The 22,190-nt window shown below is 47.2% G+C and carries 23 protein-coding genes; 13 read left to right on the plus strand and 10 right to left on the minus strand.

The genetic code is table 11. The features are described from left to right. Position 1: 1 nt before the first annotated feature. The 3 genes from mrdA to AAKU64_RS16540 all read left to right on the plus strand — a co-directional run bounded on the left by mrdA (position 2) and on the right by AAKU64_RS16540 (position 4,265). Positions 2 to 1,984: a penicillin-binding protein 2 gene (mrdA, locus tag AAKU64_RS16530; protein ID WP_354333838.1), complete on the plus strand. Its 1,983-nt coding sequence runs from the start codon at positions 2 to 4 to the stop codon at positions 1,982 to 1,984. A 2-nt stretch (positions 1,985 to 1,986) separates the two neighbouring features. Further along, positions 1,987 to 3,099 (plus strand): rod shape-determining protein RodA, encoded by a 1,113-nt coding sequence (gene rodA, locus AAKU64_RS16535; RefSeq protein ID WP_354333840.1) that lies wholly within the window; start codon positions 1,987 to 1,989, stop codon positions 3,097 to 3,099. 92 nt (positions 3,100 to 3,191) lie between these two features. After that, positions 3,192 to 4,265, plus strand: a complete 1,074-nt coding sequence (locus tag AAKU64_RS16540) for a septal ring lytic transglycosylase RlpA family protein (RefSeq protein WP_354362483.1) — start codon at positions 3,192 to 3,194, stop codon at positions 4,263 to 4,265. A gap of 43 nt (positions 4,266 to 4,308) precedes the next feature. Here the strand turns inward: AAKU64_RS16540 and rsmI are convergent, their stop codons facing one another. Next, the gene (gene rsmI / locus AAKU64_RS16545) at positions 4,309 to 5,187 is read right to left on the minus strand and encodes a 16S rRNA (cytidine(1402)-2'-O)-methyltransferase (RefSeq protein WP_354333874.1); all 879 of its coding nucleotides are present in this window, start codon (positions 5,185 to 5,187) and stop codon (positions 4,309 to 4,311) included. 180 nt (positions 5,188 to 5,367) lie between these two features. Between rsmI and AAKU64_RS16550 the strand changes: the two genes are divergently transcribed. The 5 genes from AAKU64_RS16550 (at position 5,368) to AAKU64_RS16570 (ending at position 9,924) form a co-directional block, all read left to right on the plus strand. Next, positions 5,368 to 5,754, plus strand: coding sequence for a YraN family protein (locus AAKU64_RS16550; protein WP_354333844.1), 387 nt, complete (start codon positions 5,368 to 5,370; stop codon positions 5,752 to 5,754). Positions 5,755 to 5,787: 33 nt separating this feature from the next. Then, a complete protein-coding gene (locus AAKU64_RS16555) occupies positions 5,788 to 6,384 on the plus strand; it encodes a phosphoheptose isomerase (RefSeq protein WP_354333846.1) in 597 nt (198 codons plus the stop codon). Beyond that, positions 6,377 to 7,060 carry a BON domain-containing protein gene (locus AAKU64_RS16560; protein ID WP_354333848.1) on the plus strand — a complete coding sequence of 228 codons (684 nt, stop codon included), beginning with the start codon at positions 6,377 to 6,379 and terminating at the stop codon, positions 7,058 to 7,060. The genes AAKU64_RS16555 and AAKU64_RS16560 overlap by 8 nt, the downstream gene beginning before the upstream one ends. 124 nt (positions 7,061 to 7,184) lie before the next feature. Beyond that, positions 7,185 to 7,769 (plus strand): LemA family protein, encoded by a 585-nt coding sequence (locus AAKU64_RS16565; protein ID WP_322120891.1) that lies wholly within the window; start codon positions 7,185 to 7,187, stop codon positions 7,767 to 7,769. A gap of 25 nt (positions 7,770 to 7,794) precedes the next feature. After that, the gene (locus tag AAKU64_RS16570) at positions 7,795 to 9,924 is read left to right on the plus strand and encodes a M48 family metallopeptidase (RefSeq protein ID WP_354333851.1); all 2,130 of its coding nucleotides are present in this window, start codon (positions 7,795 to 7,797) and stop codon (positions 9,922 to 9,924) included. Positions 9,925 to 10,183: 259 nt separating this feature from the next. Here AAKU64_RS16570 and AAKU64_RS16575 read toward each other — a convergent pair whose 3' ends face one another. From AAKU64_RS16575 to AAKU64_RS16595, 5 genes are all read right to left on the minus strand, one after another. Next, complete coding sequence (locus AAKU64_RS16575) at positions 10,184 to 10,609, minus strand: BLUF domain-containing protein (protein ID WP_354333852.1); 426 nt, start codon at positions 10,607 to 10,609, stop codon at positions 10,184 to 10,186. A 111-nt stretch (positions 10,610 to 10,720) separates the two neighbouring features. Beyond that, positions 10,721 to 11,434, minus strand: coding sequence for a GTP cyclohydrolase I (gene folE / locus AAKU64_RS16580; RefSeq protein ID WP_354333853.1), 714 nt, complete (start codon positions 11,432 to 11,434; stop codon positions 10,721 to 10,723). 72 nt (positions 11,435 to 11,506) lie between these two features. Then, the gene (locus AAKU64_RS16585; RefSeq protein ID WP_354333855.1) at positions 11,507 to 11,728 is read right to left on the minus strand and encodes a cysteine-rich CWC family protein; all 222 of its coding nucleotides are present in this window, start codon (positions 11,726 to 11,728) and stop codon (positions 11,507 to 11,509) included. Next, the gene (locus tag AAKU64_RS16590) at positions 11,725 to 11,937 is read right to left on the minus strand and encodes a zf-HC2 domain-containing protein (protein ID WP_354333857.1); all 213 of its coding nucleotides are present in this window, start codon (positions 11,935 to 11,937) and stop codon (positions 11,725 to 11,727) included. The genes AAKU64_RS16585 and AAKU64_RS16590 overlap by 4 nt, the downstream gene beginning before the upstream one ends. Before the next feature lie 182 nt (positions 11,938 to 12,119). Further along, on the minus strand, positions 12,120 to 12,689 hold the full coding sequence (locus tag AAKU64_RS16595; RefSeq protein WP_322120897.1) for a sigma-70 family RNA polymerase sigma factor: 570 nt from the start codon (positions 12,687 to 12,689) through the stop codon (positions 12,120 to 12,122). Positions 12,690 to 12,835: 146 nt separating this feature from the next. Between AAKU64_RS16595 and argB the strand changes: the two genes are divergently transcribed. The 3 genes from argB to slmA all read left to right on the plus strand — a co-directional run bounded on the left by argB (position 12,836) and on the right by slmA (position 15,187). Further along, positions 12,836 to 13,759 (plus strand): acetylglutamate kinase, encoded by a 924-nt coding sequence (gene argB, locus AAKU64_RS16600; protein WP_322120898.1) that lies wholly within the window; start codon positions 12,836 to 12,838, stop codon positions 13,757 to 13,759. Positions 13,760 to 13,861: 102 nt separating this feature from the next. Continuing rightward, positions 13,862 to 14,599 (plus strand): pyrimidine 5'-nucleotidase, encoded by a 738-nt coding sequence (locus AAKU64_RS16605; protein ID WP_354333860.1) that lies wholly within the window; start codon positions 13,862 to 13,864, stop codon positions 14,597 to 14,599. Between the two features lie 12 nt (positions 14,600 to 14,611). Beyond that, on the plus strand, positions 14,612 to 15,187 hold the full coding sequence (gene slmA / locus AAKU64_RS16610) for a nucleoid occlusion factor SlmA (protein WP_354333862.1): 576 nt from the start codon (positions 14,612 to 14,614) through the stop codon (positions 15,185 to 15,187). On the opposite strand, the gene AAKU64_RS16615 is transcribed toward slmA, so the two are convergent. Then, a complete protein-coding gene (locus AAKU64_RS16615) occupies positions 15,132 to 16,457 on the minus strand; it encodes a diguanylate cyclase domain-containing protein (RefSeq protein WP_354333864.1) in 1,326 nt (441 codons plus the stop codon). The two genes, slmA and AAKU64_RS16615, sit on opposite strands and share 56 nt — an antisense overlap. Positions 16,458 to 16,644: 187 nt before the next feature. Between AAKU64_RS16615 and pabB the strand changes: the two genes are divergently transcribed. Beyond that, positions 16,645 to 18,609: an aminodeoxychorismate synthase component I gene (gene pabB / locus AAKU64_RS16620; protein ID WP_354333865.1), complete on the plus strand. Its 1,965-nt coding sequence runs from the start codon at positions 16,645 to 16,647 to the stop codon at positions 18,607 to 18,609. Between the two features lie 8 nt (positions 18,610 to 18,617). Here pabB and AAKU64_RS16625 read toward each other — a convergent pair whose 3' ends face one another. The 3 genes from AAKU64_RS16625 to bufA2 all read right to left on the minus strand — a co-directional run bounded on the left by AAKU64_RS16625 (position 18,618) and on the right by bufA2 (position 20,713). After that, complete coding sequence (locus AAKU64_RS16625; RefSeq protein ID WP_354333867.1) at positions 18,618 to 19,475, minus strand: HvfC/BufC family peptide modification chaperone; 858 nt, start codon at positions 19,473 to 19,475, stop codon at positions 18,618 to 18,620. Further along, positions 19,472 to 20,362, minus strand: a complete 891-nt coding sequence (gene bufB / locus AAKU64_RS16630; RefSeq protein WP_354333869.1) for an MNIO family bufferin maturase — start codon at positions 20,360 to 20,362, stop codon at positions 19,472 to 19,474. The genes AAKU64_RS16625 and bufB overlap by 4 nt, the downstream gene beginning before the upstream one ends. A gap of 84 nt (positions 20,363 to 20,446) precedes the next feature. Further along, positions 20,447 to 20,713, minus strand: coding sequence for a BufA2 family periplasmic bufferin-type metallophore (gene bufA2 / locus AAKU64_RS16635; RefSeq protein ID WP_354333871.1), 267 nt, complete (start codon positions 20,711 to 20,713; stop codon positions 20,447 to 20,449). 572 nt (positions 20,714 to 21,285) lie between these two features. On the opposite strand from bufA2, the gene AAKU64_RS16640 reads away from it, so the two are divergent. Continuing rightward, positions 21,286 to 22,128 carry a Tar ligand binding domain-containing protein gene (locus AAKU64_RS16640; RefSeq protein ID WP_354333872.1) on the plus strand — a complete coding sequence of 281 codons (843 nt, stop codon included), beginning with the start codon at positions 21,286 to 21,288 and terminating at the stop codon, positions 22,126 to 22,128. Positions 22,129 to 22,190: the final 62 nt, after the last annotated feature.

The following is a 22,190-nucleotide window of genomic DNA, read 5'->3' on the forward strand; positions in this document are numbered from 1 at the left end:
TATGACCGAACTCAAGAATACCGAACGCGAACTTTATCTTTTCAGAATGCGCTTATTTTTTATAGGCGTTTTTGTTTTTGTTTGCTTTATTTTGTTGATCTCCCGCTTTGTCTGGTTGCAAATTGTAAAGCATGACCAGTACGCTTTACAGGCTGACGAAAACCGTATCTCTATCGTTCCGGTAGTGCCTAATCGTGGATTGATCTTAGATCGAAACGGCGCAGTTTTGGCGCGAAATTTTTCTGCATATACTTTAGAAATAACTCCATCAAAAATCACTGCTGATTTAGACGTTGTGATTGATGAGTTAGCACTACTTATTGATATTCAACCAAAGCATCGTAAGCAATTTCGTAAGTTAATCGAAGAGTCAAAAAGTTTTGAGAGTCTGCCAATCAGAACCAAGTTAACTGACGAGGAAGTCGCTCGGTTCACTGCACAACGGTTTCGTTTTCCCGGGGTTGATATCCAAGCCCGATTATTCAGACAATATCCGCTTGGAGATGTCGCATCACATGTGATTGGTTACATTGGACGCATCAGTCAAAAAGATGCAGAAATAATTGATGATAGTGAAGATGACGCTAATTACAACGGCACTAGCTATATCGGTAAAGAAGGTCTGGAGAAAAGTTACGAGAAACTTCTCCATGGCACTACGGGTTTTGAGGAGGTCGAAGTATCAGCCGGTGGCCGTGCAGTGCGTACGCTCTCTCGCACCGCACCCACTTCTGGTAAAAACCTAATTCTTTCGGTAGACATAGAACTGCAAAAAGTCATCGAAGACGCATTTGGTGATAGACGCGGTGCTCTGGTCGCGATTGAACCAGCCACCGGTGATGTGCTTGCTTTCGTTTCCAAGCCAACTTACGACCCCAATCTATTTGTTGAAGGTATAGATCAGCAAAGCTGGAATGAGCTCAACACGTCTGAAGATAAGCCCTTGCTTAACCGGCCTTTGACCGGAGCTTATCCTCCTGGTTCTACCTATAAGCCGTTTATGGCACTAGCTGCGCTTGAGTTAGGGAAACGTACGACGACACAGGCGATCGCTGATCCGGGTTATTTTGTTTTTGGTAATCACCGCTTCAATGATGACAAAGTTGGTGGTCATGGCATGGTGGATATGTATCGGTCCATCGTTCAATCTTGTGACACTTATTACTACATGCTTGCCAACGATCTGGGCGTTGACACAATGCATGATTTTATGATGCCTTTTGGTTTTGGCCAAATTACAGGTATTGATCTTGAGCATGAAAGAAAAGGCTTGTTACCTTCTACCGCATGGAAACGTAGCGCCTTTAAAAAGCCAGCGCAGCAGCGCTGGGTATTAGGTGACACTATTTCGCTTGGAATTGGCCAGGGACAAAATACTTTTACACCTTTGCAGATGGCACATGCAGTTGCTACGCTTGCGAATAACGGGGTAGTGATGAAACCCCATTTAGTTAAAATTATAGAAGACCCACAAACCCATGACCGTACTTTGACTGTGCCAAAAGAAAGTTTTCGGATCTCATTGAAGCAAGAAAATATCGATTTTGTAAAACAGGCGATGGTTGGCGTGACACGGGAAGGTACCTCAAGTGCATCATTCCTTAATGCCGGCTATGCATCTGGTGGTAAAACAGGAACTGCACAAGTAGTCGGCTTAAGAAAAGGTGAGAAATATGATGCGAAGCGTGTTGCAGAACGCCATAAAGATCACTCTTTATATATCGCATTTGCACCTGCTGATCATCCTAAGATTGCGATAGCAATTATTGTCGAGAATGGCGGTATGGGCTCTGCCGCTGCCGCGCCGATAGTGCGTAAAGCACTTGACTATTATTTGCTGGGTAAGCGGCCGCAGGATAAAGATAAAACACCTGCACTCAAGGCTGACCCTGCTTTATATCGCACTGATGAGGACATCAAAGCGGCTGCCGAAATGAGTAACGAACTTAAGCCTGGCGGTGAAACCGAAGGGAACAAGGATTGATCATGAACAATAGAGCGTTCAACTGGAGAGCAATCCGGTCCCGTATCATGGTCTTTGATGCAGCTTTGTCGATCATCATTTTTTTGATTATGTCGATTGGCATCATTACATTGTATTCCGCTGGGATTGATTTTCCGGGACGTGTTGAAGATCAGCTTCGGAATATAGTGATCTCATTTGTAGTGATGTGGATTATGGCAAATATTCCACCACAAACGCTGATGCGTTTTGCCATACCGATTTACGCATTTGGCGTAGCTTTATTAATTGCTGTTGCAACATTCGGCATGGTGAAAAAAGGTGCTCGCCGATGGATTAATATCGGCACTCCCGTCCAACCATCCGAAATGATGAAGATCGCTGTCCCATTGATGCTAGCTTGGTATTTTCAGAAGCGTGAAGGCACGCTGCGTATGCAGGATTTTGTAATTGCTATTGTGATTTTGGCGGTTCCTGTTGGATTGATCGCTAAGCAGCCTGATCTTGGTACCGCCTTGCTTGTAGTCGCTGCAGGGTTTGCTGTTATTTTTCTGGCTGGTCTGTCATGGAAAATTCTAATTTCGATCGTAGTATTTGTTGCTGCCGTTGTCCCCACTGTAATCTGGCCTTATATGTTGCATGACTATCAGCGTGATCGTGTAATGACCATGCTTGATCCTAGTCGAGATCCTCTAGGTAAGGGCTTCCATATTATTCAGGCGACTATCGCTGTTGGATCTGGTGGCATCAATGGCAAAGGCTGGACCAAAGGAACACAAGCCCATCTTGAATTTATACCTGAGCGGACCACTGATTTCATCTTTGCGGTATTTTCTGAAGAATTTGGTTTTATCGGAAATAGTATTTTAGTCGTACTTTACTTGTTACTAATTATTCGTGGCTTAATGATTGCTGCAAACGCCCCAAGTTTATTTACGCGCTTGATGGCGGGGTCGGTTACGATGATTTTTTTCACCTATGCTTTTGTTAATATGGGTATGGTTAGTGGTATTTTGCCCGTGGTTGGCGTCCCTCTTCCTTTCATGAGTTATGGTGGTACGGCATTGGTTACGCTGGGTATGGGTGCAGGTATTTTGATGAGTGTGCAACGTAATCGTAAGCTGGTGCAAACTTGAGACAACGATCAATTAGTCGCAAATTCCAATTCTTCGCAATTACTAGCGCATTATTTTTGGCTGCTTGTAGCAGTGCCCCTAAGCATTCTGCCGTGTCGACTGATCAGCCCCGTCCAGTGGCTGCAACTGCTGGAAAGCCAGCAACTAGTGCAACAAATACCGCGCCATATTTACCCAAAGCAAACTCAGGCAAAGGTGGCTATTACAAGGATGATGGTCCCGGCGATAATCCGCCGGAGGGGTTAGAGAACACGGTAGAGCCTATTCCTACCATGGAGGCTTATTCCCGCTCTGGCAATAGACCTTATGTCGTATTTGGTAAAACTTATACGCCATTAACGGATAGCACGACACCATTTGTTCAGCGCGGTGTTGGCAGTTGGTACGGTAAAAAATTTCATAATCAAAAAACCTCATCCGGTGAGTTGTACGATATGTACAAAATCACTGCCGCGCATCCTACTTTGCCGATTCCTTCTTATGCCAGAGTGACCAATCTTTCTAACGGCAAGCAGGTAATTGTACGGATTAACGATCGCGGCCCTTTCCACTCTAGCCGTATTATCGATTTGTCTTACACCGCTGTGCTAAAGCTAGATTATCTTGGTAAAGGAAGCACTCAGCTTGAGGTTGAGCGTTTGCTGCCTGACGATATAGAACGTATGGCAGAGAATCGTAAAAATCAACGTCCGGTGATTTCTAATACTGTTATTGCTTCTTCCGTGGTGGCTTTAACTTCAGCGGCTACGACAACCCCTAGTGTTGCTGCCGTTCCGCAAGCTGATCCAAAGACAGCTCAGATATCGATGGAGGAATTATTGGCGCAACAAAGTAGTAAGCCAGTAGAAAAAATTGGAAGTATACGCAATACCGCTAGCGCAGAAAATGTTGCTGGCGATACTGCTATGACTACGAATACAGCCACTAATTCGGTAGCAGGGTTTTACATACAATTTGGCGCATATGCCATACGCGCCAATGCAGAAGCAACGATGTCCCGGTTAAAAGATCAGGCGCAAAGCCGCTTACCTAGTTTTGATATCGTCCAGCAAGGAAGTTTATATCGTCTTGTGAGCGGGCCATTTGCCAGCCGCGCAGATGCATCCAGCGCTATTGTACAAACTGCTGATTTAGGTGTCGCCAAACCCATTGTGGTTCAGCGTTAATCTGCCGCACTCTCTTAACTCTAAGCTCCCAACTCAGTTGTTATCAGTCGTTATCAGGTGCTTCTTGTTTCATTTCAAGCGCAAGCTGATATAAGCCATTTTTCTTTTGACCTGTGATTTTTGCAGCAAGCGATGCTGCCTGTTTGACTGAGCACTCCTCAAGCAAAATACTCAAAATGTGACGTGCCTCTTGCTGGCTATCCTCCAGATTACTTGGCGCACCTTCCAGCAAAATAACGTATTCGCCTTTTTCTCTGTGCGGATCAGCGCTAAGCCAATTGATCGCCTCCGATAAATTACAGCGATGAATTTCTTCAAATAATTTGGTTAGTTCACGCGCAAATACGATCTGGCGTTCGCCTTGAAAAACCGTTTGTAGCGCTGTGATTGAATCGATGATTCTATGTGGCGCTTCGTAAAAAATCAGTGTCGCGTTGATGGTCAACACGCTGCGCAGAGCCGTGTCACGCTGGCCAGCTTTTGCTGGTAAGAATCCAAAAAAATAAAACTGATCGTTGATTAAGCCACTGGCAGACAATGCGCTAATTGCAGCCGAGGCACCGGGCAAAGGCATTACACGCAGGCCAGCTTGCCGCACTACGTCAGCGATTTTTGCACCAGGATCTGAGACTCCAGGCGTACCGGCATCAGACACCAGTGCGATGCGCTCACCTGCTTGCAGGCGCGTTACGATTTTCTCAGCAACTTCTCGTTCATTGTGTTGATGTGCCGAGATCAGGGGCTTATTAATGCCGTAGCGATTGAGTAGTTGCGCGGTATTACGTGTATCTTCGCAAGCGATCGCATCTGCCATTGCCAGCAAGTGCAGAGCCCGTAATGAAATATCGCAAACATTTCCTATGGGCGTTGCAACTACATATAATGTGGAAACGGGATAACTCTGGCTGGCTACTGCTTGCATGATCGTCGCGTTGGCAAGCGAATAAGCTTCAGTCGTGTTTTCGGACGGATTTTTAGGCGCATTCTCAGGCGTGTTTGCAGATGTTTTTGCGGATGTGTCTTCTGACATATTCATAGGTATTCATTCGAATTCATTGTGATTCAATCAGACTTACATTAATCAAATCAGGATTGTACGACAATGGCTGAGCAGAGTTGGCTAGCAAAACGGATTGCATCAGTGAGAACCAGTCGGCAGCGTACTGGTGACGCTGCCGAAGAGCAGGCACTTTTGTATTTGCAACAGGCAGGTTTAAAATTAGTACAGCGCAGTTTTTTGTGCAAAGGTGGTGAAATTGATTTAATCATGCAAGATCAGACCACCTTGGTTTTTGTTGAAGTACGAAAACGCACTTCCTCCCAGTTTGGTGGTGCGATTGCCAGCGTGACACCTGCAAAACAACGCCGCATGGTACATGCGGCACAAGTATATTTACTGACACAACATACAGAACCCGCATGCCGTTTTGATCTGTTGGCTATTGATGATCAAGAGATTAACTGGCTTAAAAACGTGATCATCGGGTAGTTTGCCACTGACCTGCTTTATAATCGCCCCACCATGACAAATCAACGCATCCTTGCGCACTTCCACGAAAGTGCCGAACTCAAAATTCAAGCGGCCAGTATTCTGGCTCGTCCTATCGAACAAGCAATCGAACTAATGTTCGCGGCGCTGTCTAACGGTAACAAGATACTGGCTTGTGGCAACGGTGGTTCTGCTGCTGATTGCCAGCATTTTGCAGCCGAGTTAGTTGGGCGCTTTGAGCGTGAACGTTTGCCTTTGCCCGCACTGGCACTGACAACCGACACCTCAATTTTGACCGCTGTAGCCAATGACTACAGCTTTCAGGAAGTGTTCTCTAAGCAGGTACAGGCTTTTGGTCAGGCAGGCGATGTCTTACTCGCCTTATCCACATCGGGTAATTCTACTAGTGTGATTAATGCGATTAACGTTGCAATTGACCGTGATATGCGCGTGATTGCGCTTACAGGTAAGGGTGGCGGACAAATCGGTAAAATCCTGAGCGACGCCGATGTCCATATTTGTGTGCCGCATGACCGGACAGCCAGAATACAAGAAGTCCATTTATTAACCATACATTGTTTGTGTGACGGCATCGATGCCGCTTTATTCGGAGGTGATGCAGATGATTAAGAATCTAACTAAGAGTTTAGTGACCAAGACCGCTCGACCGGTACTGGTAATCAGTTTATGTTGTGCTACTGCGATGAGTTTGCAGGGTTGTATAGAAATGATGGTAGGCAGTGCAGTAGTCGGTACCTTTGCTGCTACCGACAGGCGTACATTTGGTGCTCAGACTGAAGACAAGTCGATTGTCCTGAAGGGCGAAATCCGCTTGTCCAGAGCGCTGGGTGATTCCTCCCATGTCAACGTCAACAGTTTTAATCGCCGTGCTTTGTTGACCGGTGAGGTGCCTGATGAGGCCACTAAAACCAAGGCGGAGACAGAAATGCGTGCGGTAGAAGGCGTGCAATCCGTTGCAAACGAGCTGCAAGTTGCCGGTTTGTCCAACTATTCTTCGCGCTCCAGCGATGCTCTGATCACGACTAAGGTCAAAGCCTCTTTTGTCGACACCAAAGATTTATATGCCAGTGCTTTTAAAGTAGTCACTGAAGCCAGCACGGTTTATTTGATGGGGCGCGTCACACAGCGCGAAGGTAATCTGGCAGGAGAAGTCGCGCGCGGTGTCAGTGGCGTACGCAAGGTAGTCAAAGTGTTTGATTACATCAGCGAGACTGAATTAAAAGAACTGTCCGCTGAACCTAAGAAGCCAGATACGAAGTCCGAGAGTACGACTGAATCCAAATAGCCGCGTAGTCAATACTAAGCTAATAACAAGCTAAGACTAAGCCAAGACGAAGCTAATCGCCGAGCGATAACAACTACAGGGTTTGTACTTTGGTTCAAACCCTTTTTTTCCATCAGGAGAACCCATGTTAATCATTTTTTTAGTCGTCGTTGCTGTGTTTGCATTCTGGATCGTCGGTGCTTATAACCGGCTGGTGAGCTTACGTAATCGTTTCAAAAATTCGTTTGCACAAATTGATGTTCAGCTAAAACGTCGCTACGACCTGATCCCAAACCTGGTAGAAACAGCTAAAGGCTACATGAAGCATGAGCGCGAAACGCTGGAAGCCGTCATCGCAGCACGCAATCAGGCAGTGACCGCTAATACGAAAGCGGTAAGTGATCCCTCCGACGCCGCAGCGGTGCAGCAGATGGCCGCAGCAGAAGGTACTTTGACGGCATCTTTAGGAAAAATGTTCGCCTTGTCAGAAGCCTACCCTGACTTAAAAGCCAACCAGAACATGATGCAATTGACAGAAGAATTGACTGGTACAGAAAATAAAATCGCCTTCTCTCGCCAAGCTTATAACGACAGCGTGATGCAGTACAACACCTCCATCGAGCAATTCCCCGGTTCTATTATTGCCAATATGTTTGGCTTCAAAGCTGGCGAACTCTTGCAGGCCACCGAGTCGGCAGAAGAACGCAAAGCTGTTAAAGTCTCTTTCTAACCGCTGCTGTTTTCTATAAATCCGTATGGATTTTTTCGAGCAACAAGACCAGGCACACCGCCAAAGTAAGAAGCTTTTATTCTTGTTTTTTCTGGCGGTGGTGGCGATCGTGCTGGCGGTTAATCTTAGCCTTGCTTTGGTCTGGATTTGGTCCAGCGGCCAGCGCTTTGCTGGCGTGCACCACTACCCCCGCGGCTTCTTTATTCTGAACACTTTTTTGACTCTGCTGTTCATCGGCGGCGGTACTTTGGTAGAAATGTTCCGTCTGCGCGACGGTGGTGATGCCGTGGCTCAGTTGGCTGGCGGGCGTCTAGTGATGCCGTCTTCGCAGGATTTGCAAGAACGTCGTCTGCTCAATATTGTGGAAGAAATGGCACTGGCCTCTGGCATCGCATGTCCCCGCGTTTATGTGATGGATCATGAAGAGGCAATTAACGCGTTTGCCGCGGGCTATCATCAAAATGAGGCAGTTGTTGCCGTCACGCGAGGCACTTTGGTGCGCTTGACCCGCGATGAATTACAGGGAGTGATAGGGCACGAGTTCAGCCATATTCTCAATGGCGACATGCGTATGAATATCAAACTGATCGGTATGCTGTTTGGGATACAGATGATTGCCAGTTTTGGCCAGCAACTGATGTATTGGGGTTCTAGCATCGGGTCGTCACGTAGTCGTGATGAAAAAGGTCCATCGTTGCAAACGATCTTTTTTCTAACTGGCGTTGCTCTGTTTGTGATTGGCTATGTCGGGATTTTCTTTGGCCGTTTGATTAAGTCTGCAGTCTCCCGTCAGCGTGAATTTTTAGCCGACGCCAGCGCAGTTCAATTTACGCGTAACCCTGAAGGTATTGGCGGCGCATTACGTAAAATCGGCGGATTAACGCTCACCAACCAATGCGGATCACGTATCGATAGCCCACATGCAGAACAGCTTTCTCATATGTTTTTGGGCGCAGCCCGACCTAATTTACTAGACGGTTTTTTTGCGACACATCCGCCGTTAAAAGAACGTCTGCAACGTTTGTATGGCCGGAATGTAGAGTTTTTAGATGCCAGTGAAATTATTGATGTTGACGCTGGTGCCGGTTTGCCTGAGGGCGTATATGGATTTGGCGCACGCAATTTTATGGCAGCGCAAGCGGCAACGAACAACAGCGTACCTGGTTCTACCTTGGCAATTATCGACTCTCCGGGCACAGCGAAATCAGGTATTGCATCAGGCGCAGTAACATCAGACGCCGCAACATCCCACGCATTAACATCAAACGCATTAACATCAAACGTAAGTAATCAACTCGGCCTGGGATTTGGCAACCACGCATCAACAAAAAATCGCATGCCAAGTGAGTTACTGGATGCCTTGCGCGATCCTTTGGGCGCTAGTGCCGCGGTATATACTTTGTTGTTAGATCGCGGTGACACCCAAGCCTACACAATACAAATTACCATTTTGCAGCAATCCGCCACAGCGCAATCTGCCTTAGCACTAAGTTTGTTGCCACATATTGAGGCCATGCCGCGCAGTGCGCGCTTACCGTTGCTTGATCTGGCAATGCCCGCATTAAAACTATTGTCGGTGGAGCAGAGGGCGAGTCTGTTAACGATCGTTGCTAGGCTGATCGCAGCGGACCAAAAGATGACTCAGGCCGAGTTTGTTTTGCAAACGGTACTTGATCGCCGATTGGGGCCGTTAGCAGGACGTGCCGTGCCGGTACGTTTTGGTCAATTGGCTGCGCTGAAAAAAGAAACCGCATTGTTGCTGTCTTTAGTCGCCTACACCGCCAGCGGCAAAGATACGGCGGCGTTTGATGCCAGAGGCGCATTTTTACGCGCTGCCAGTAGCATGCCCGACCTGGGCTTAAATGCTACTGATATGTGTGTGATTAATATAGCTGCGATCAACACAGCTCCGATCAACACCAGTCCGGCGGTCACAGTATCGGTGAATGCACCCGACTTTTTTGAGGTGAAGCAAGCGCTGGATAAATTGAATCAGCTAGCGCCTTTGGCTAAGCCATTTTTAATTCGTTTGCTGGTCGCCGCCGCAGCCTTGCCAAACGAGCGACTCAATCCAGACAGCGCAGATTTACTCCGTTGTATTTGCGCTGCAATCGACGCACCTGTTCCGCAGAAAGTTGGCGAATTTACTTTGTAATAGAGTTAAGTTAAATATACTCCCCCTTATTTTTGATAAATATGCCGTATTGTCCAATGATTCTATGGACAACTAAATATACTATATGGGAGTATATTATTTATGAGTTTGGCGTAAGGGAAGTATGCGTTGCAGACAAAGTGCTGAATCGTTGGGGGAATTGCTGGATTAGTAAGCGCGCTTCTATATTCTTTTCCAAGCTTGTTTGTAAGCTCTCCTCCAAGCACCCGACCACTTGCCGTAATCGGGTTTATTCCAATCAGGTGCGGCCTACAATGGCTGCTGTCGCCATTAAATCATCGATCAAAGCCAAAGAGTTTTTGCCGGACATCAGATGCGGATTGAGTTCTGGCAGGGCTGAGTATTTCAATAAAATCGACGGGTTGATTTTGCCCAAGTTGGCTTGTCCCATAGTCCAGCCAGAATAGCGCCGCTCGTTGATTTCTTCGTAATGCAGCAGAGTCACATCCGTGTGGCGCGGATCGCGCAGTATGTGCGCGTAGAGCGTATTCACAGCCTCGCGCCCACCTTCCAACACTTGCATAAACACACTGTCGCTGTGACACAAAATACCGGTAATGCCATTTTGTGGATTTTGTGTACGCGATTGCTGCATGATGCCTAATATCATGTTGGACATCTGTTGATCAACGGCACGGCTGGCGTACAAAAGTCGGACTAGCATGATGATCTCTTTGAATAAAGTTAGCTTGCCATAAGTGGCATACAAGTGGTCGAACTGGTTTTTTGATCAGCGCACATGTAAAGTAAATTTAAAAACGAATTTAAAAACACGCTATCGTTTGATCAGCGATAAAAATTCCCTGCGCAAGTTAGGATCTTTTAAAAATGATCCGTGCATGACGCTATTGATCATTTTTGCGTCCATATCTTTGACGCCGCGCCAATGCATACAAAAGTGATCTGCTTCCATCACCACGGCCAAGCCATCTGGCTGCATTTTTTCTTGCAAGGCATCGGCCAATTGCACCACGGCTTCTTCCTGAATTTGGGGGCGGCTCATGATCCATTCTGCGATACGCGCGTATTTGGACAAACCGATCAGATTGGAATGTTCGTTGGGCATGACGCCGATCCATACCTTGCCAATAATCGGGCACAAGTGATGCGAGCAAGCGCTGCGTACCGTGATCGGGCCAATGATCATCAGCTCGTTGAGATGCGATGCATTTGGGAACTCAGTCACCGCCGGCATATTGACATAGCGTCCCTTGAAGATTTCGTTCAGATACATCTTCGCGACACGGCGACCCGTATCTTGCGTATTGTGGTCGCTATCGGTATCAATGACTAAACTTTGCAATACGCCTTTGAGTTTTTCTTCCACTTCATCAAGCAATAATTCTAACTCGCCTGGCTGGATAAAATTAGCAATATTGTCGTTCGCATGGTAGCGCGTTTTGCTCGCCACAATTCGCTCACGTATCCGCTGCGAGACTGGAACGGGTGTCGGTAGTTGTTTTAATTCAGAAGACAAATCAGATGGCATGCTAGATTCCAAGAAAGGGCGCACAAACAGACATTTGCGGTCTTGCCTGCGCTTACAAACACCACAAAAACACTATGGTAACTGAATTGCCGAACTCAAGTTTTGTAGCGCTGCCCGCTCGGCTTTCCACTCGGGCAAACATTGTGGACAAAAGCAACTTGCATCCATGTCCAATTTACCTTCTGGTAGCTGGGCGAGTGGGATCGGTGGTAGTGCAACACACCAGCAAGCTTGGCCAGTATTGTCTGCCATCGCGCAAGTAAAGCTGGTTTGGCAGCGTGGGCAGGTACTCATTTTGGACGATCTGGCCCAGAGCTATCATCTTGCATCGGTAGCTGGCGCATAGCTTTACGCAATAATCGCATTTGCCCATTAAAGTTAGTGCAGGCGTCACACATGGTCAGATGCATTTTCAGACGCGTGCGCTCGCCTAGTTTTAGCTCGCGGTCCAGACCTTCCGAGACCATCTGGTGCGCTTGTTTGCAGGTGAGTAGTAGTCTCATGATAAGTAGGTAGAGGATAGGACTTACGCAAAAACCGCCTCAGCTGCGTTCCAGAGTCTGGTCGTACTAAAGACCATTTTCTTCGCCAAGCTGTGCCAGGACAATGTTGCGTAAGTCCTAAATTATATAAAATGAATTAGTACTTTAAATACTAACTTGAAGTTTTAGCTTTAAGATTTAGCTCAGATTTTATTGGCAAACCAGTTTAAATCCAGGCACTCCCGCAAACGTAATCTGGCTCGGTAGAGCAGCACCCATAGATTAGACGTGGTCAGGCTCAATTCCTTACAAATTTCTTCAGTTTCTAAGTCCAGCCATTCGCGCATCATAAATACGCGTGCTGTTTGCGCTGGTAGTTTTTCAAGGCATACCTCTAATACCCGGAAAAAATCCTTTTGTTCCAGCGTTGCGTCCGGGTTACCCCAAGCACGCGGTTGCTCTATCGTATGCCCGTCTTGTTTAAAAAGACTATCGATCAAATCCGCCTCCGACTCGCCGTCTTCTACCTGCAAAGAGACTTCTTTATTCGAGGCTCGTAAGCAATCAATAATTTTATATTTAAGAATCCCTGTGACATAGGTGCGCAATGAAGATTGTCCGGCAAAGCTATCCGGTTTTTCCAGTACGGCAAGCAAAGCCTCTTGGACGGCATCTTCTGCCAATGCCTGATTCCGCAATTGCAACAGGGCGAAGCGCAACAAAACGGGTCGCATGACCTCAAGTTGTTGATGTAGGGCGGGGAGTGATGTCATTTTTTAAATAGATAATTTTGACAAATAACTACGATGATAACGTCAAGGCATCATTAGCTTGTGCAAATGTAGGGTCGCATGGCTGCATGACACTTTTTCCCTGTAAAATTCAGGACACTTCCAAATGACCACAGGATATTTTCATTATGAGTAGTGTAACCGACACAGCGATCTCTTCGACGGATAAATTGGCTGGCGTTGCGTCAGAGATTAAGGCCGAAATCTTAGCAGAAGCGCTTCCTTACATCCGTAAATTTCACGGTAAAACGATCGTCGTTAAATACGGCGGCAATGCAATGACAGAAGAGCGTCTGAAGCATAGTTTTGCCCGCGATGTTATTTTGCTCAAGCTGGTCGGGATGAATCCGGTAGTCGTCCATGGCGGTGGGCCGCAAATTGATAACGCGCTTAAAAAAATCGGCAAACAAGGTTCGTTTGTGCAAGGCATGCGGATTACCGATGAAGAAACCATGGAAGTGGTGGAGTGGGTGCTCGGTGGCGAAGTGCAACAAGATATCGTGATGTTGATTAATCATTACGGCGGCCAGGCAGTTGGTTTGACTGGCAAAGATGGCGGACTCATCCGTGCCCGCAAGATGCAAATGCCAGATCGTGAAAATCCGGGCAAATTCCTGGATATCGGTTTTGTCGGCGAGATTGATGCGATCAATCCGGCGGTGGTGAAGGCGTTGCAGGATGATGCGTTTATCCCGATTATTTCACCTATCGGTTTTGGTATTGATGGCCAGGCCTACAATATTAATGCTGACGTAGTCGCGGGCAAAATTGCCGAAATCCTGAAGGCTGAAAAGTTGATCATGATGACCAATATCGCTGGCGTGCAAGATAAACAAGGTAATTTGGTCACAGATTTATCTGCGCGCGAGATTGATGAAATGTTTGCTGATGGCACCATCTCCGGTGGTATGTTGCCAAAGATTTCTTCCGCTCTGGATGCCGCTAAATCAGGCGTCAATACCGTGCATATTATTGATGGCCGGATTGAACATTCTTTGTTGCTGGAAGTGCTGACAGAACAAGCGTTTGGTACCATGATTCGAAGTCACTAATGTAGTCAAAATAGACTTAGTAGCGATGGACTTAGTCGCTACTAAGTCCATCGCAATTTATCCAATCACATTCGCAATCAGCGATTACCCGAGTTGCTTATAATGAAGCCAAAACGTTCAGATCCGCTTTGGCTGTTCGATCTTGACAATACCTTGCATAACGCCAGTCATGCGATTTTCCCTGCGATCACGCAGAATATGAATCGCTTTATGGCGGACTTGTTGGGTGACGGCGTTACTCCTGCCGATGCCGCAACTGTCAACGCCGCAAGAGCTTTGTACTGGCAACGGTATGGCGCAACTTTATTGGGTCTGGTAAAGCATCATGGCGTGCGGGCAGACAGCTTTTTGCATGCGGCACATAGCTTTGATAATCTGACCGCCATGATCAGGGCAGAACGTGGTTTGGCGCGTCTGTTACGTCGTTTGCCCGGACGCAAAATTTTGCTGACTAATGCGCCGCGCGACTATTCGCGTGAAGTGATACGTCACTTGGGTTTGCACCGGCATTTTGCTGCACATATACCAATCGAGGCAATGCGCGTACATGGACATTTACGACCTAAGCCATCAACGCAATATTTGCGTAAACTAGTGGCAAAGCAAAAAGTGCGTGCAGCAGATTGTATTTTGATTGAAGACACCGTCAGCAATTTACGCGCAGCCAAGCGGACCGGTATGCGCACCGCATTGATTACCCGTTACTTGCAAGCCAGCCAACCCGGTCATAAAGAGCTAGATGCGTTGCATCAATACAAGATTAAAAAATCCTATGCCTGTGTAGATGTCGCAGTAAAATCCGTATTAGATTTACCCCAGCATATTCATCGTCTACGCTAAAAATAAATAAAAATGGCAACCACCAAACCCGGCGAGCGCAAGCTACAGATATTACAAACACTGGCAGCAATGCTAGAAAATCCCAAGGGCGAAAAGATCACGACCGCTGCTCTGGCTGCCAAGATCGAAGTGTCAGAAGCCGCTTTGTACCGGCATTTTGCCAGTAAGGCGCAGATGTTTGAAGGCTTGATTGAGTTTATCGAAAGCTCGGTCTTTGGACTCATCAATCAGATCAGTCAACAGCAAGAAGATGGTTTGTCTCAAACGCAGGCAATTGCGCTGATGCTACTCAATTTTGCTGAGCGCAATCCCGGTATGACCAAGGTATTAATTGGCGATGCTTTGGTGAATGAAGATCCGCGTTTACAAGTCCGCATGAATCAGTTTATGGAACGGATTGAACTCGCTTTCAAGCAGTCATTACGCATCGCCAGCAGTCAAGGCAATCTGCTTGAAACGGAAGCTGCCATGCGGGCAAATTTGCTGAGTAGCTTTGTGATGGGGCGTTGGCACCGCTATGCTAAAACCGGTTTTAAATATCTACCTGGAGAGCAAGCTGCGCATCAGCTTGCGCTGTTGTTGCGCTAAAAATCCGCCAGGTATTGGTGCCTGAGTATTTGGCTTCTTTTAACGCCAGATCGGTATTGTGTAAATAAAGGCGTTGTTCTTTTCCATGCAGTGGGCAGCATGCGACACCGACGCTGGCCGTAATGGTCAATTTTTTTCCACGCAAAATCAAGGGTTCGCTGATTGCTTGTACTAAGCGATCAGCTAAAGTCTGCGCCATCTCTACCGTTCCGATATCGGGCAAAATTGCTGCGAATTCATCTCCATCGACCCGGCACAATGTGTCGGTATTGCGTAAAACGGCCGACAGGCGATTTGCCATGGTTGCCAGAATTAAATCACCAGCGTCATATCCATGTAAATCGTTTAAAACTTTGAAGTGATCAATGTCGATAAATGCGAGTGCAGCCATTTTTTTGGTTTCAACTGCTTGCTCTACGCTATTACTTAACAGACGATGGAAATAGTGACGATTCGGTAGCTTAGTAAGGCTATCGTGATTATCTAAAATAGTGATGCGTCGTTCTTCTTCCAGTCGTTGATTGGCAGCGACTTGCACATCAGACTCCCACGATTCTATGTGCGACATAAGCTTATTAAAGTGCTGACTCAGGCTGCCCAGTTCACTGCTGTCATGATGGCGTGCACGCAAACTATAATCTTCTGATACAACGACTTTTTCAATAATCCGGGACAGTTCAAAAACAGGCGCCAGACGCACCAATTGTCTTTGAGTTAACAGGTAAACACCCGCCAGTGTAGTAATCGCTAATAACAAGAAACCCAAGACAAAATACAGTACAAGATCTTTGTAAAAGCTACTTAAACTGATCTGCATTTGCACAAAACCAGTTAGCTCCAGCCCATTCATGATTGGCACTGTCACCTCAAAATAATCGCTTTTAAAACTTGATTGCGTATGGTTGCTTGATGTTGGAGGAACGATCGCTGCCAGGTTTTCTGCTTTACCAAAATACTCAAGGCGATTCCATGTGATTTTAGGTGTGCCATTTTTGTCAAACACAGCGATGCTTAAAACATCGGGTGCAACACTGACGTTAAGTATTAACTTATTTGATTGTCTTGGATCAGTATTGCTCATACTGTCGTCCAGATTAGCCGCTAAGGTACTGGCTTTATACATGCTGGCAGCGCGTAAATTCTTTTGTGCCATGTAACCAAACACCAATAAGAAAAATACCAGCGCCGACGACAAGGCAATCACGATCGCAATGAAGTTATCGTGCAATAGCTTTTTTGCTAGAGGCAATCTGAGAAATGCGGTTTGCATGAGTATTTGTCTCGATATTGACATTATTTTGTTCCGTATTATCAGCCAATACTGCCTGAGTATTCGCTCTAAAATAACTTAGCTTTAGATTTAGTTGTAATTATTGTAATGCTAATCCTCGCTTAGCTGTGCAATGCTTGGTATCTGCGAGTAAACTCCAGCGCATTCTCTACTTTTGGTTCTCATAGTGTCTTTTTTGCCCAACACCACTCCCGATTGTTTTGCCTTGTTAGACGATGCGCATGCCGAAAATGGTCTTGCCAGTTCGCGTTTGTACACCGGCTTAGTCCAAGTCTTGCAGTGTGACGCCGAGAATGCTGCCAATACGATTCAAGCGGCTTGGCAAGATTTATGGCAACGCACGCAACAAGCTTTGCAGTCGGGCATGCATGCAGTGGCTTTACTTAGTTACGAAACCGGTGCGCGCTTGCAGGCGATTGACGATTGGAGCGCAGTAGCAAATCCCGCTCAGCACACTAACCGGGACGCGGTATCACGCGTCTTGTTATTCACCCGTTGCGATTTGCTGAATCGTGAACAAGTGGCGATTTGGCTCGCAGATGCGGAGAGAAAAAATCAGGCTAGTGTCAATCTGCCTGCCGATGCAGACAAGGCTACGGCCAGCATTGCCGGCATCCGTGCCAGCGTAGACGAGGCCGCATTTACACTAGCGATCTCGCAAATACGCGCCTATATCGCTGCGGGCGACACCTATCAAGTTAATTACACTTATCGCCTGCATTTTGATGTGTTGGGGTCGCCGCTGACGCTCTACCGGCGTTTGCGCCAGCGCCAGCCGGTACCGTATGGCGCGCTGATTTGTCTGCCGGATGGCGAAGCTGTTTTGTCGCTGTCACCGGAATTATTCGTGCGTCATCAGGCAGGTGAATTATTTGCTCGACCGATGAAGGGTACAGCCGCAGCTACCGGCGATGCAGTGACTGACGCTAGGCTGGCGCAAGAACTGGCGGCTGATCCAAAAAATCGGGCAGAAAATCTGATGATCGTGGATTTGCTCCGCAATGATCTGGGGCGGATTGCGGTGCCGGGATCAGTCAAAGTCCCTGCCTTGTTTGAGGTCAATCGCTTCTCCAGCGTATTACAAATGACATCGAGTATTACCGCAACCCTACAGCCTGAGTTGGGTCTGGCAGCGATCTTATCGGCGTTGTTTCCTTGTGGCTCTATCACCGGTGCACCCAAACACCGCACCATGCAAATCGTGCGTGAAGTAGAGACCGAGCCGCGTGGTTTATATACTGGCGCAATCGGCTGGTTTGATCCGCCAGAAACCAGCAATAGCGCCAACGTTAGCGCAGCCCGAGAAGTCGGCGATTTTTGTTTGTCCGTACCGATCCGTACCTTGATTTTGCAAGCGCCGGAGCTGGAAAAAGAAGCTGATGTGCGCCAGGCCGTGATGGGTGTCGGTGCTGGGATTGTGTATGACAGCGTGGCCGCGGAAGAGTTTGCCGAATGCCAGCTCAAAGCAAAATTCTTAACCGATCTGCGTCCTGAATTCGCCTTGTTTGAAACCATGCATGCCAGTCGTGAGCACGGTTACCGTCATCTCCCGCGCCACTTACAGCGCCTGCGCAACTCTGCTCAGTATCTGGGGTTTGCTTATGATGAAGAAAAGATTGTCCAGGTAATCCTTGGCTTTCAGGCCGATTTGCCTCCAGAAGCCGCATTCCGCCTGCGTCTTACGTTGCAGAGTGACGGCACGACCAGCCTCCAAAGCGCGCCTTTGCTTGCATTCGCCGACGCTTCTAAGCCAGTCAAGTTAGTGTTAGCAACACAGCATACGCAAAGTGGCGACGTATTCTTACGCCATAAAACCACGCAGCGTCAGCAATACGATCAAGCGTGGCAAGCTGCTGAACAGCAAGGCGCATTTGATGCTTTGTTTTGCAACCAGTATGGCTACCTGACTGAAGGGGGACGTAGTAATTTATTTGTACAGATTGATGGCAAGTGGTTCACGCCGCCATTGAGTGACGGCGTATTACCCGGTGTGATGCGTGCAGTGATGTTAGACGATTCTCAATGGCAGGCCAGCGAAAAGCAATTGCGTATGGACGACTTACGCCATGCAGATCAGGTGATGGTTTGTAATTCTTTGCGCGGCGCAATGCTTGCAGAAGTGATCTGGTGATGCGTTATTTAGCGCACTGCCGATAACAAATCCTCATTCAACCAAGTCTGCAACCATCCCGCAATTTGCATCGTACTGTCTGGATTTTTTTCGGCGGCGGTTGCGCAAACCTCTGCAAAACTTTGACCTTCGTTTAGTCCGGTTAAAGCCGTATATTCTGCTGCGCTAATGGACCGAAAATGCGCTTGCAAATCTTTGCGCCAGATCAGCCAGATAGCGCCTTCTTCTGAATACACCGGATCAGGTGGGCTTTGCTGCTGAACCTTTTGCTGAGCTTGCTCTCCCAGCGCCATCCACAGCGCAACGCTATTCCAACGGGCGTGTAAAAAATGTTGCGATGCCTGACCCACAAAGCCAATTTGCGCCCAATCTTCCGGTGCCACGGTTGCCATGTCTGACAGCCTTAATACGGGCTGATCTTCCGCATCAAACGCCAGACTCAACAGCCACTCAAACTCGGCCAGCTCTGCCGCGATCGGGTAATCCGATAAATAAGTTTTTAAAAACGTGGGAAATTTTGCGCCGTACCAGCGTAAATTACGCGACAGCGATGGGTGTGTCTGGCAATATTCATGACAAGCTTGATGAAATAAGTCATCCCCAATATAGCGATGGGTTTTATCGAACGCGTCTGACAAAGCCTCACGTAAGCGAAGGCGATAAGCATCGTAATAAATCGCCAGCCGCGCATCGGTAGCAAAGTCCGACCGGCCAGATGAATGGCCAATATGTTGACCGAAAGCAGTATCAGCTTGCGGTCCCAAAATAAAATCTTGAAATTCTTGCTGCAATTCCAGCAAAGGAAGCTTGCCTGCCGTTTCTAATTTCAATTCCATCCCCAATGTTGTTGATGCTTGCGTACTCATACCAACAACCCCGCGGATCGCATTTGCAGCTCTCTTGTTACTGCTTGTTCTGTCTTCACACGTTGGGCGATGCGTCGCGCAATAGCTAGCTCTTCCACCAGCTCCGTTAATGGAGGGATATTGTCGTCGCGCTCTATCATGCTGGCGACTTGTCCAAATCGACGTAGTGCGTGCGCATATAAATCCCATACCGGATCAGCGACAGGATGATCGTGGGTATCCACAATGTAGTTACCGTGATTGTGATGACCTGCAAGATGGATTTGCTGCACCCGTCCTTGTGGAATCCCGTTCAGATAGTCCAATGCATCAAAGCCATGGTTGACGCTGCTGACGTAAATATTATTCACGTCCAATAGCATCAGGCAATCTGCCTCAGTGACAATCGCATTTAAAAATTCCCACTCGCTCATTGCATCGCTAGCAAAGGTCAGGTAGCTAGAGACATTTTCGATAATTAAGGGGCGTTCTAATATGTCTTGTACGCGACGGATATTTTGCACCACCAGTGCGACAGTTTCCTCGGTGTACGGCAAGGGCAGCAAGTCGTGCATATTTTTACCATGCACACCGGTCCAGCATAAATGATCCGACACCCATAGCGGTTGTACCCGCTGTATGAGTTTTTTCAGGTCGCGCAAATACGCTTCATCAGGGCCTTGCGCGGAGCCTATCGACATCGACACGCCGTGCATCACCATCGGGTAATCACGTCGTATTGCATCCAACATGGCGAGCGGTTTTCCGCCTGGCACCATATAGTTTTCAGACAGAATTTCAAACCAGTCTATCGCTTGTGAGAAGCTATTCGGCGTCGCCAAAATCTCATTGTAGTGATCGGTACGTAAGCCTAGTCCAAAACCCGGCGATGCAATTGTCGTCATCATGGCAGACATCTTTTAAAGATATAAAGTGCGCCGTCGCATGATTGGCCGATGTGACCAAAAACATACTACAGCGCACTCAGGGTATTACTTTTGATCGATGACTTTGCCGTTTTTAGCTTTGCAATCAGCAGAGCTTGTTGCGATAAAGCCGTGACCTTTGCAAGAATTTTGGCCTTTGCATGCGTTCTCTGCAGTTTTGCAATCGCTAGTACCTTTGCAGCTATTGATGCCTGAACAATGCACCATGTCACCAGCACTTGCTGTAGTAGAGGCAGCGAAAGTCGCGCCAGAGAAAGCCATAGCAGCAGCGGCAGCAGCGATCAGGGCACCAGTTTGGATAGCTTGTTTCATGTTGTTCTCCGATATAAAAAAATTGAATTAAAAATAGGAATGAATAAAAGTGTCAGCAATTAAAAATGTAAAACACGTCAGCTTTGGTTCAACTACAAAGTCCATCTCAGAGTCTTGCGTTTTGTTCTCTGCCTGAACTTATGCATCTGTCGTGAGCAGAGCGCGATTACTTACACTTGATTTCATTTATTTTTAAAAATATTTTTTTAGGGGCGAAATTAGGGATGGTGAGATGGGCGAACAAGATGTGAATATTGATCGATGTGTTCGTTGTGCAGGATAGCGAACGATATCTAATTGGCGGTGTTGTATTAAGGCACTTTATATATACTCCTCGCCTGGGAGGTAAACGCAAGGCCAAGACCTTTGTTTTGAGTGAAAAGCAAAACTTACTGTACTCAGTGGCTAGACTCTCTTGATGCTTCAACTCAACTTTACCTCATTAGTGCGACAGAACCCGTTACACTAATACTGCTTGTCTTAACGCACGGTTTTTCTGTATTCTGAAGCTTCCTCGCTTAAGGAGGATAATAGAATTTCCCACTTGAATTATTTCGTTACGGAAACTAATCATGCTTGATAACATTAAGATCAAAACTCTGATCACCGCGGCTGTAGGCATGCTGATCGCGATGCTGCTAATTGTCGGCGCGGCCGGGATATATTCCACGAAGCACACGTCGACGCTTTTGCAGGGCAAATCACTGCGGAACGTAAAAGTCGTCGCGATGATCGAAAAAATCCGTTTCAAGATGGAGATAAATCGTAGCCAGATCCTTCAGGCATTACAGCACAATCCGGCCACTGAATGGGCCAAATTGCACGATCATCCACTAACCGTACATTACAAAATCATCGACGACACGACTGCGGAAATCAACACCTTATGGAGTAGTTACCTAAGCGACATCACAGATCTTAACGAAAAGGCCTTGGCTGATACTTGGTTCGACAAAAGTGGAAAACTCGGCACTGTAAGCATTGCGGCTGCTAACGCTGCAATTCAGCAAGAGAAGTGGGACGACGCGGAGCTACTCCTGATCAAATCTATTAATCCTGTTCTCCGAACTTCGGACGTCGATCTGCGCGCACTCACAGACCTTTTAGCCAACCGCGTCGCTGGCGACAGTGAGACTGTTGCCACCGACATCAGAAATACCAGCTATCTGATGATTGGCGTGTTGATCGTTTCGGTGCTGATCGGTGCCGCAACGATATTCTTGCTGATTCGCGGCATCACATCACCGTTGCGCCAGGCAATTAAGATCGCCGAGAGGGTCGCGCAAGGAGATCTGACTGGACAAATCAGCAGCCGTTCACGTAACGAGTTTGGGGTGCTAATTAATGCGTTAGGCTCCATGAACACTAATCTTTTAGGGATCGAGGTTCTTGCAAAACGAAACACCGGAGAGTAATTTTATTGCGAGAAGCGCAAAATAGATGAGAAAGGAGCGGCCATTTCTGGCAAGATGAAAGT

It is taken from the genome of Undibacterium sp. GrIS 1.8, assembly GCF_040544445.1.
In the GTDB taxonomy this organism is placed as follows: Bacteria; Pseudomonadota; Gammaproteobacteria; order Burkholderiales; family Burkholderiaceae_D; genus Undibacterium.

What these genes read in the sequence shown, in the direction of transcription:
- mrdA (WP_354333838.1), top strand. Translation starts at nt 2, where the DNA reads ATGACCGAACTCAAGAATACCGAACGCGAACTTTATCTTTTCAGAATG.
- rodA (WP_354333840.1), top strand. Translation starts at nt 1,987, where the DNA reads ATGAACAATAGAGCGTTCAACTGGAGAGCAATCCGGTCCCGTATCATG.
- rsmI (WP_354333874.1), bottom strand. Translation starts at nt 5,187, where the DNA reads ATGCAAGCAGTAGCCAGCCAGAGTTATCCCGTTTCCACATTATATGTA.
- AAKU64_RS16550 (WP_354333844.1), top strand. Translation starts at nt 5,368, where the DNA reads ATGGCTGAGCAGAGTTGGCTAGCAAAACGGATTGCATCAGTGAGAACC.
- AAKU64_RS16555 (WP_354333846.1), top strand. Translation starts at nt 5,788, where the DNA reads ATGACAAATCAACGCATCCTTGCGCACTTCCACGAAAGTGCCGAACTC.
- AAKU64_RS16560 (WP_354333848.1), top strand. Translation starts at nt 6,377, where the DNA reads ATGATTAAGAATCTAACTAAGAGTTTAGTGACCAAGACCGCTCGACCG.
- AAKU64_RS16565 (WP_322120891.1), top strand. Translation starts at nt 7,185, where the DNA reads ATGTTAATCATTTTTTTAGTCGTCGTTGCTGTGTTTGCATTCTGGATC.
- AAKU64_RS16570 (WP_354333851.1), top strand. Translation starts at nt 7,795, where the DNA reads ATGGATTTTTTCGAGCAACAAGACCAGGCACACCGCCAAAGTAAGAAG.
- AAKU64_RS16575 (WP_354333852.1), bottom strand. Translation starts at nt 10,609, where the DNA reads ATGCTAGTCCGACTTTTGTACGCCAGCCGTGCCGTTGATCAACAGATG.
- folE (WP_354333853.1), bottom strand. Translation starts at nt 11,434, where the DNA reads ATGCCATCTGATTTGTCTTCTGAATTAAAACAACTACCGACACCCGTT.
- AAKU64_RS16585 (WP_354333855.1), bottom strand. Translation starts at nt 11,728, where the DNA reads ATGAGTACCTGCCCACGCTGCCAAACCAGCTTTACTTGCGCGATGGCA.
- AAKU64_RS16590 (WP_354333857.1), bottom strand. Translation starts at nt 11,937, where the DNA reads ATGAGACTACTACTCACCTGCAAACAAGCGCACCAGATGGTCTCGGAA.
- AAKU64_RS16595 (WP_322120897.1), bottom strand. Translation starts at nt 12,689, where the DNA reads ATGACATCACTCCCCGCCCTACATCAACAACTTGAGGTCATGCGACCC.
- argB (WP_322120898.1), top strand. Translation starts at nt 12,836, where the DNA reads ATGAGTAGTGTAACCGACACAGCGATCTCTTCGACGGATAAATTGGCT.
- AAKU64_RS16605 (WP_354333860.1), top strand. Translation starts at nt 13,862, where the DNA reads ATGAAGCCAAAACGTTCAGATCCGCTTTGGCTGTTCGATCTTGACAAT.
- slmA (WP_354333862.1), top strand. Translation starts at nt 14,612, where the DNA reads ATGGCAACCACCAAACCCGGCGAGCGCAAGCTACAGATATTACAAACA.
- AAKU64_RS16615 (WP_354333864.1), bottom strand. Translation starts at nt 16,457, where the DNA reads ATGCAAACCGCATTTCTCAGATTGCCTCTAGCAAAAAAGCTATTGCAC.
- AAKU64_RS16625 (WP_354333867.1), bottom strand. Translation starts at nt 19,475, where the DNA reads ATGAGTACGCAAGCATCAACAACATTGGGGATGGAATTGAAATTAGAA.
- bufB (WP_354333869.1), bottom strand. Translation starts at nt 20,362, where the DNA reads ATGATGACGACAATTGCATCGCCGGGTTTTGGACTAGGCTTACGTACC.
- bufA2 (WP_354333871.1), bottom strand. Translation starts at nt 20,713, where the DNA reads ATGAAACAAGCTATCCAAACTGGTGCCCTGATCGCTGCTGCCGCTGCT.
- AAKU64_RS16640 (WP_354333872.1), top strand. Translation starts at nt 21,286, where the DNA reads ATGCTTGATAACATTAAGATCAAAACTCTGATCACCGCGGCTGTAGGC.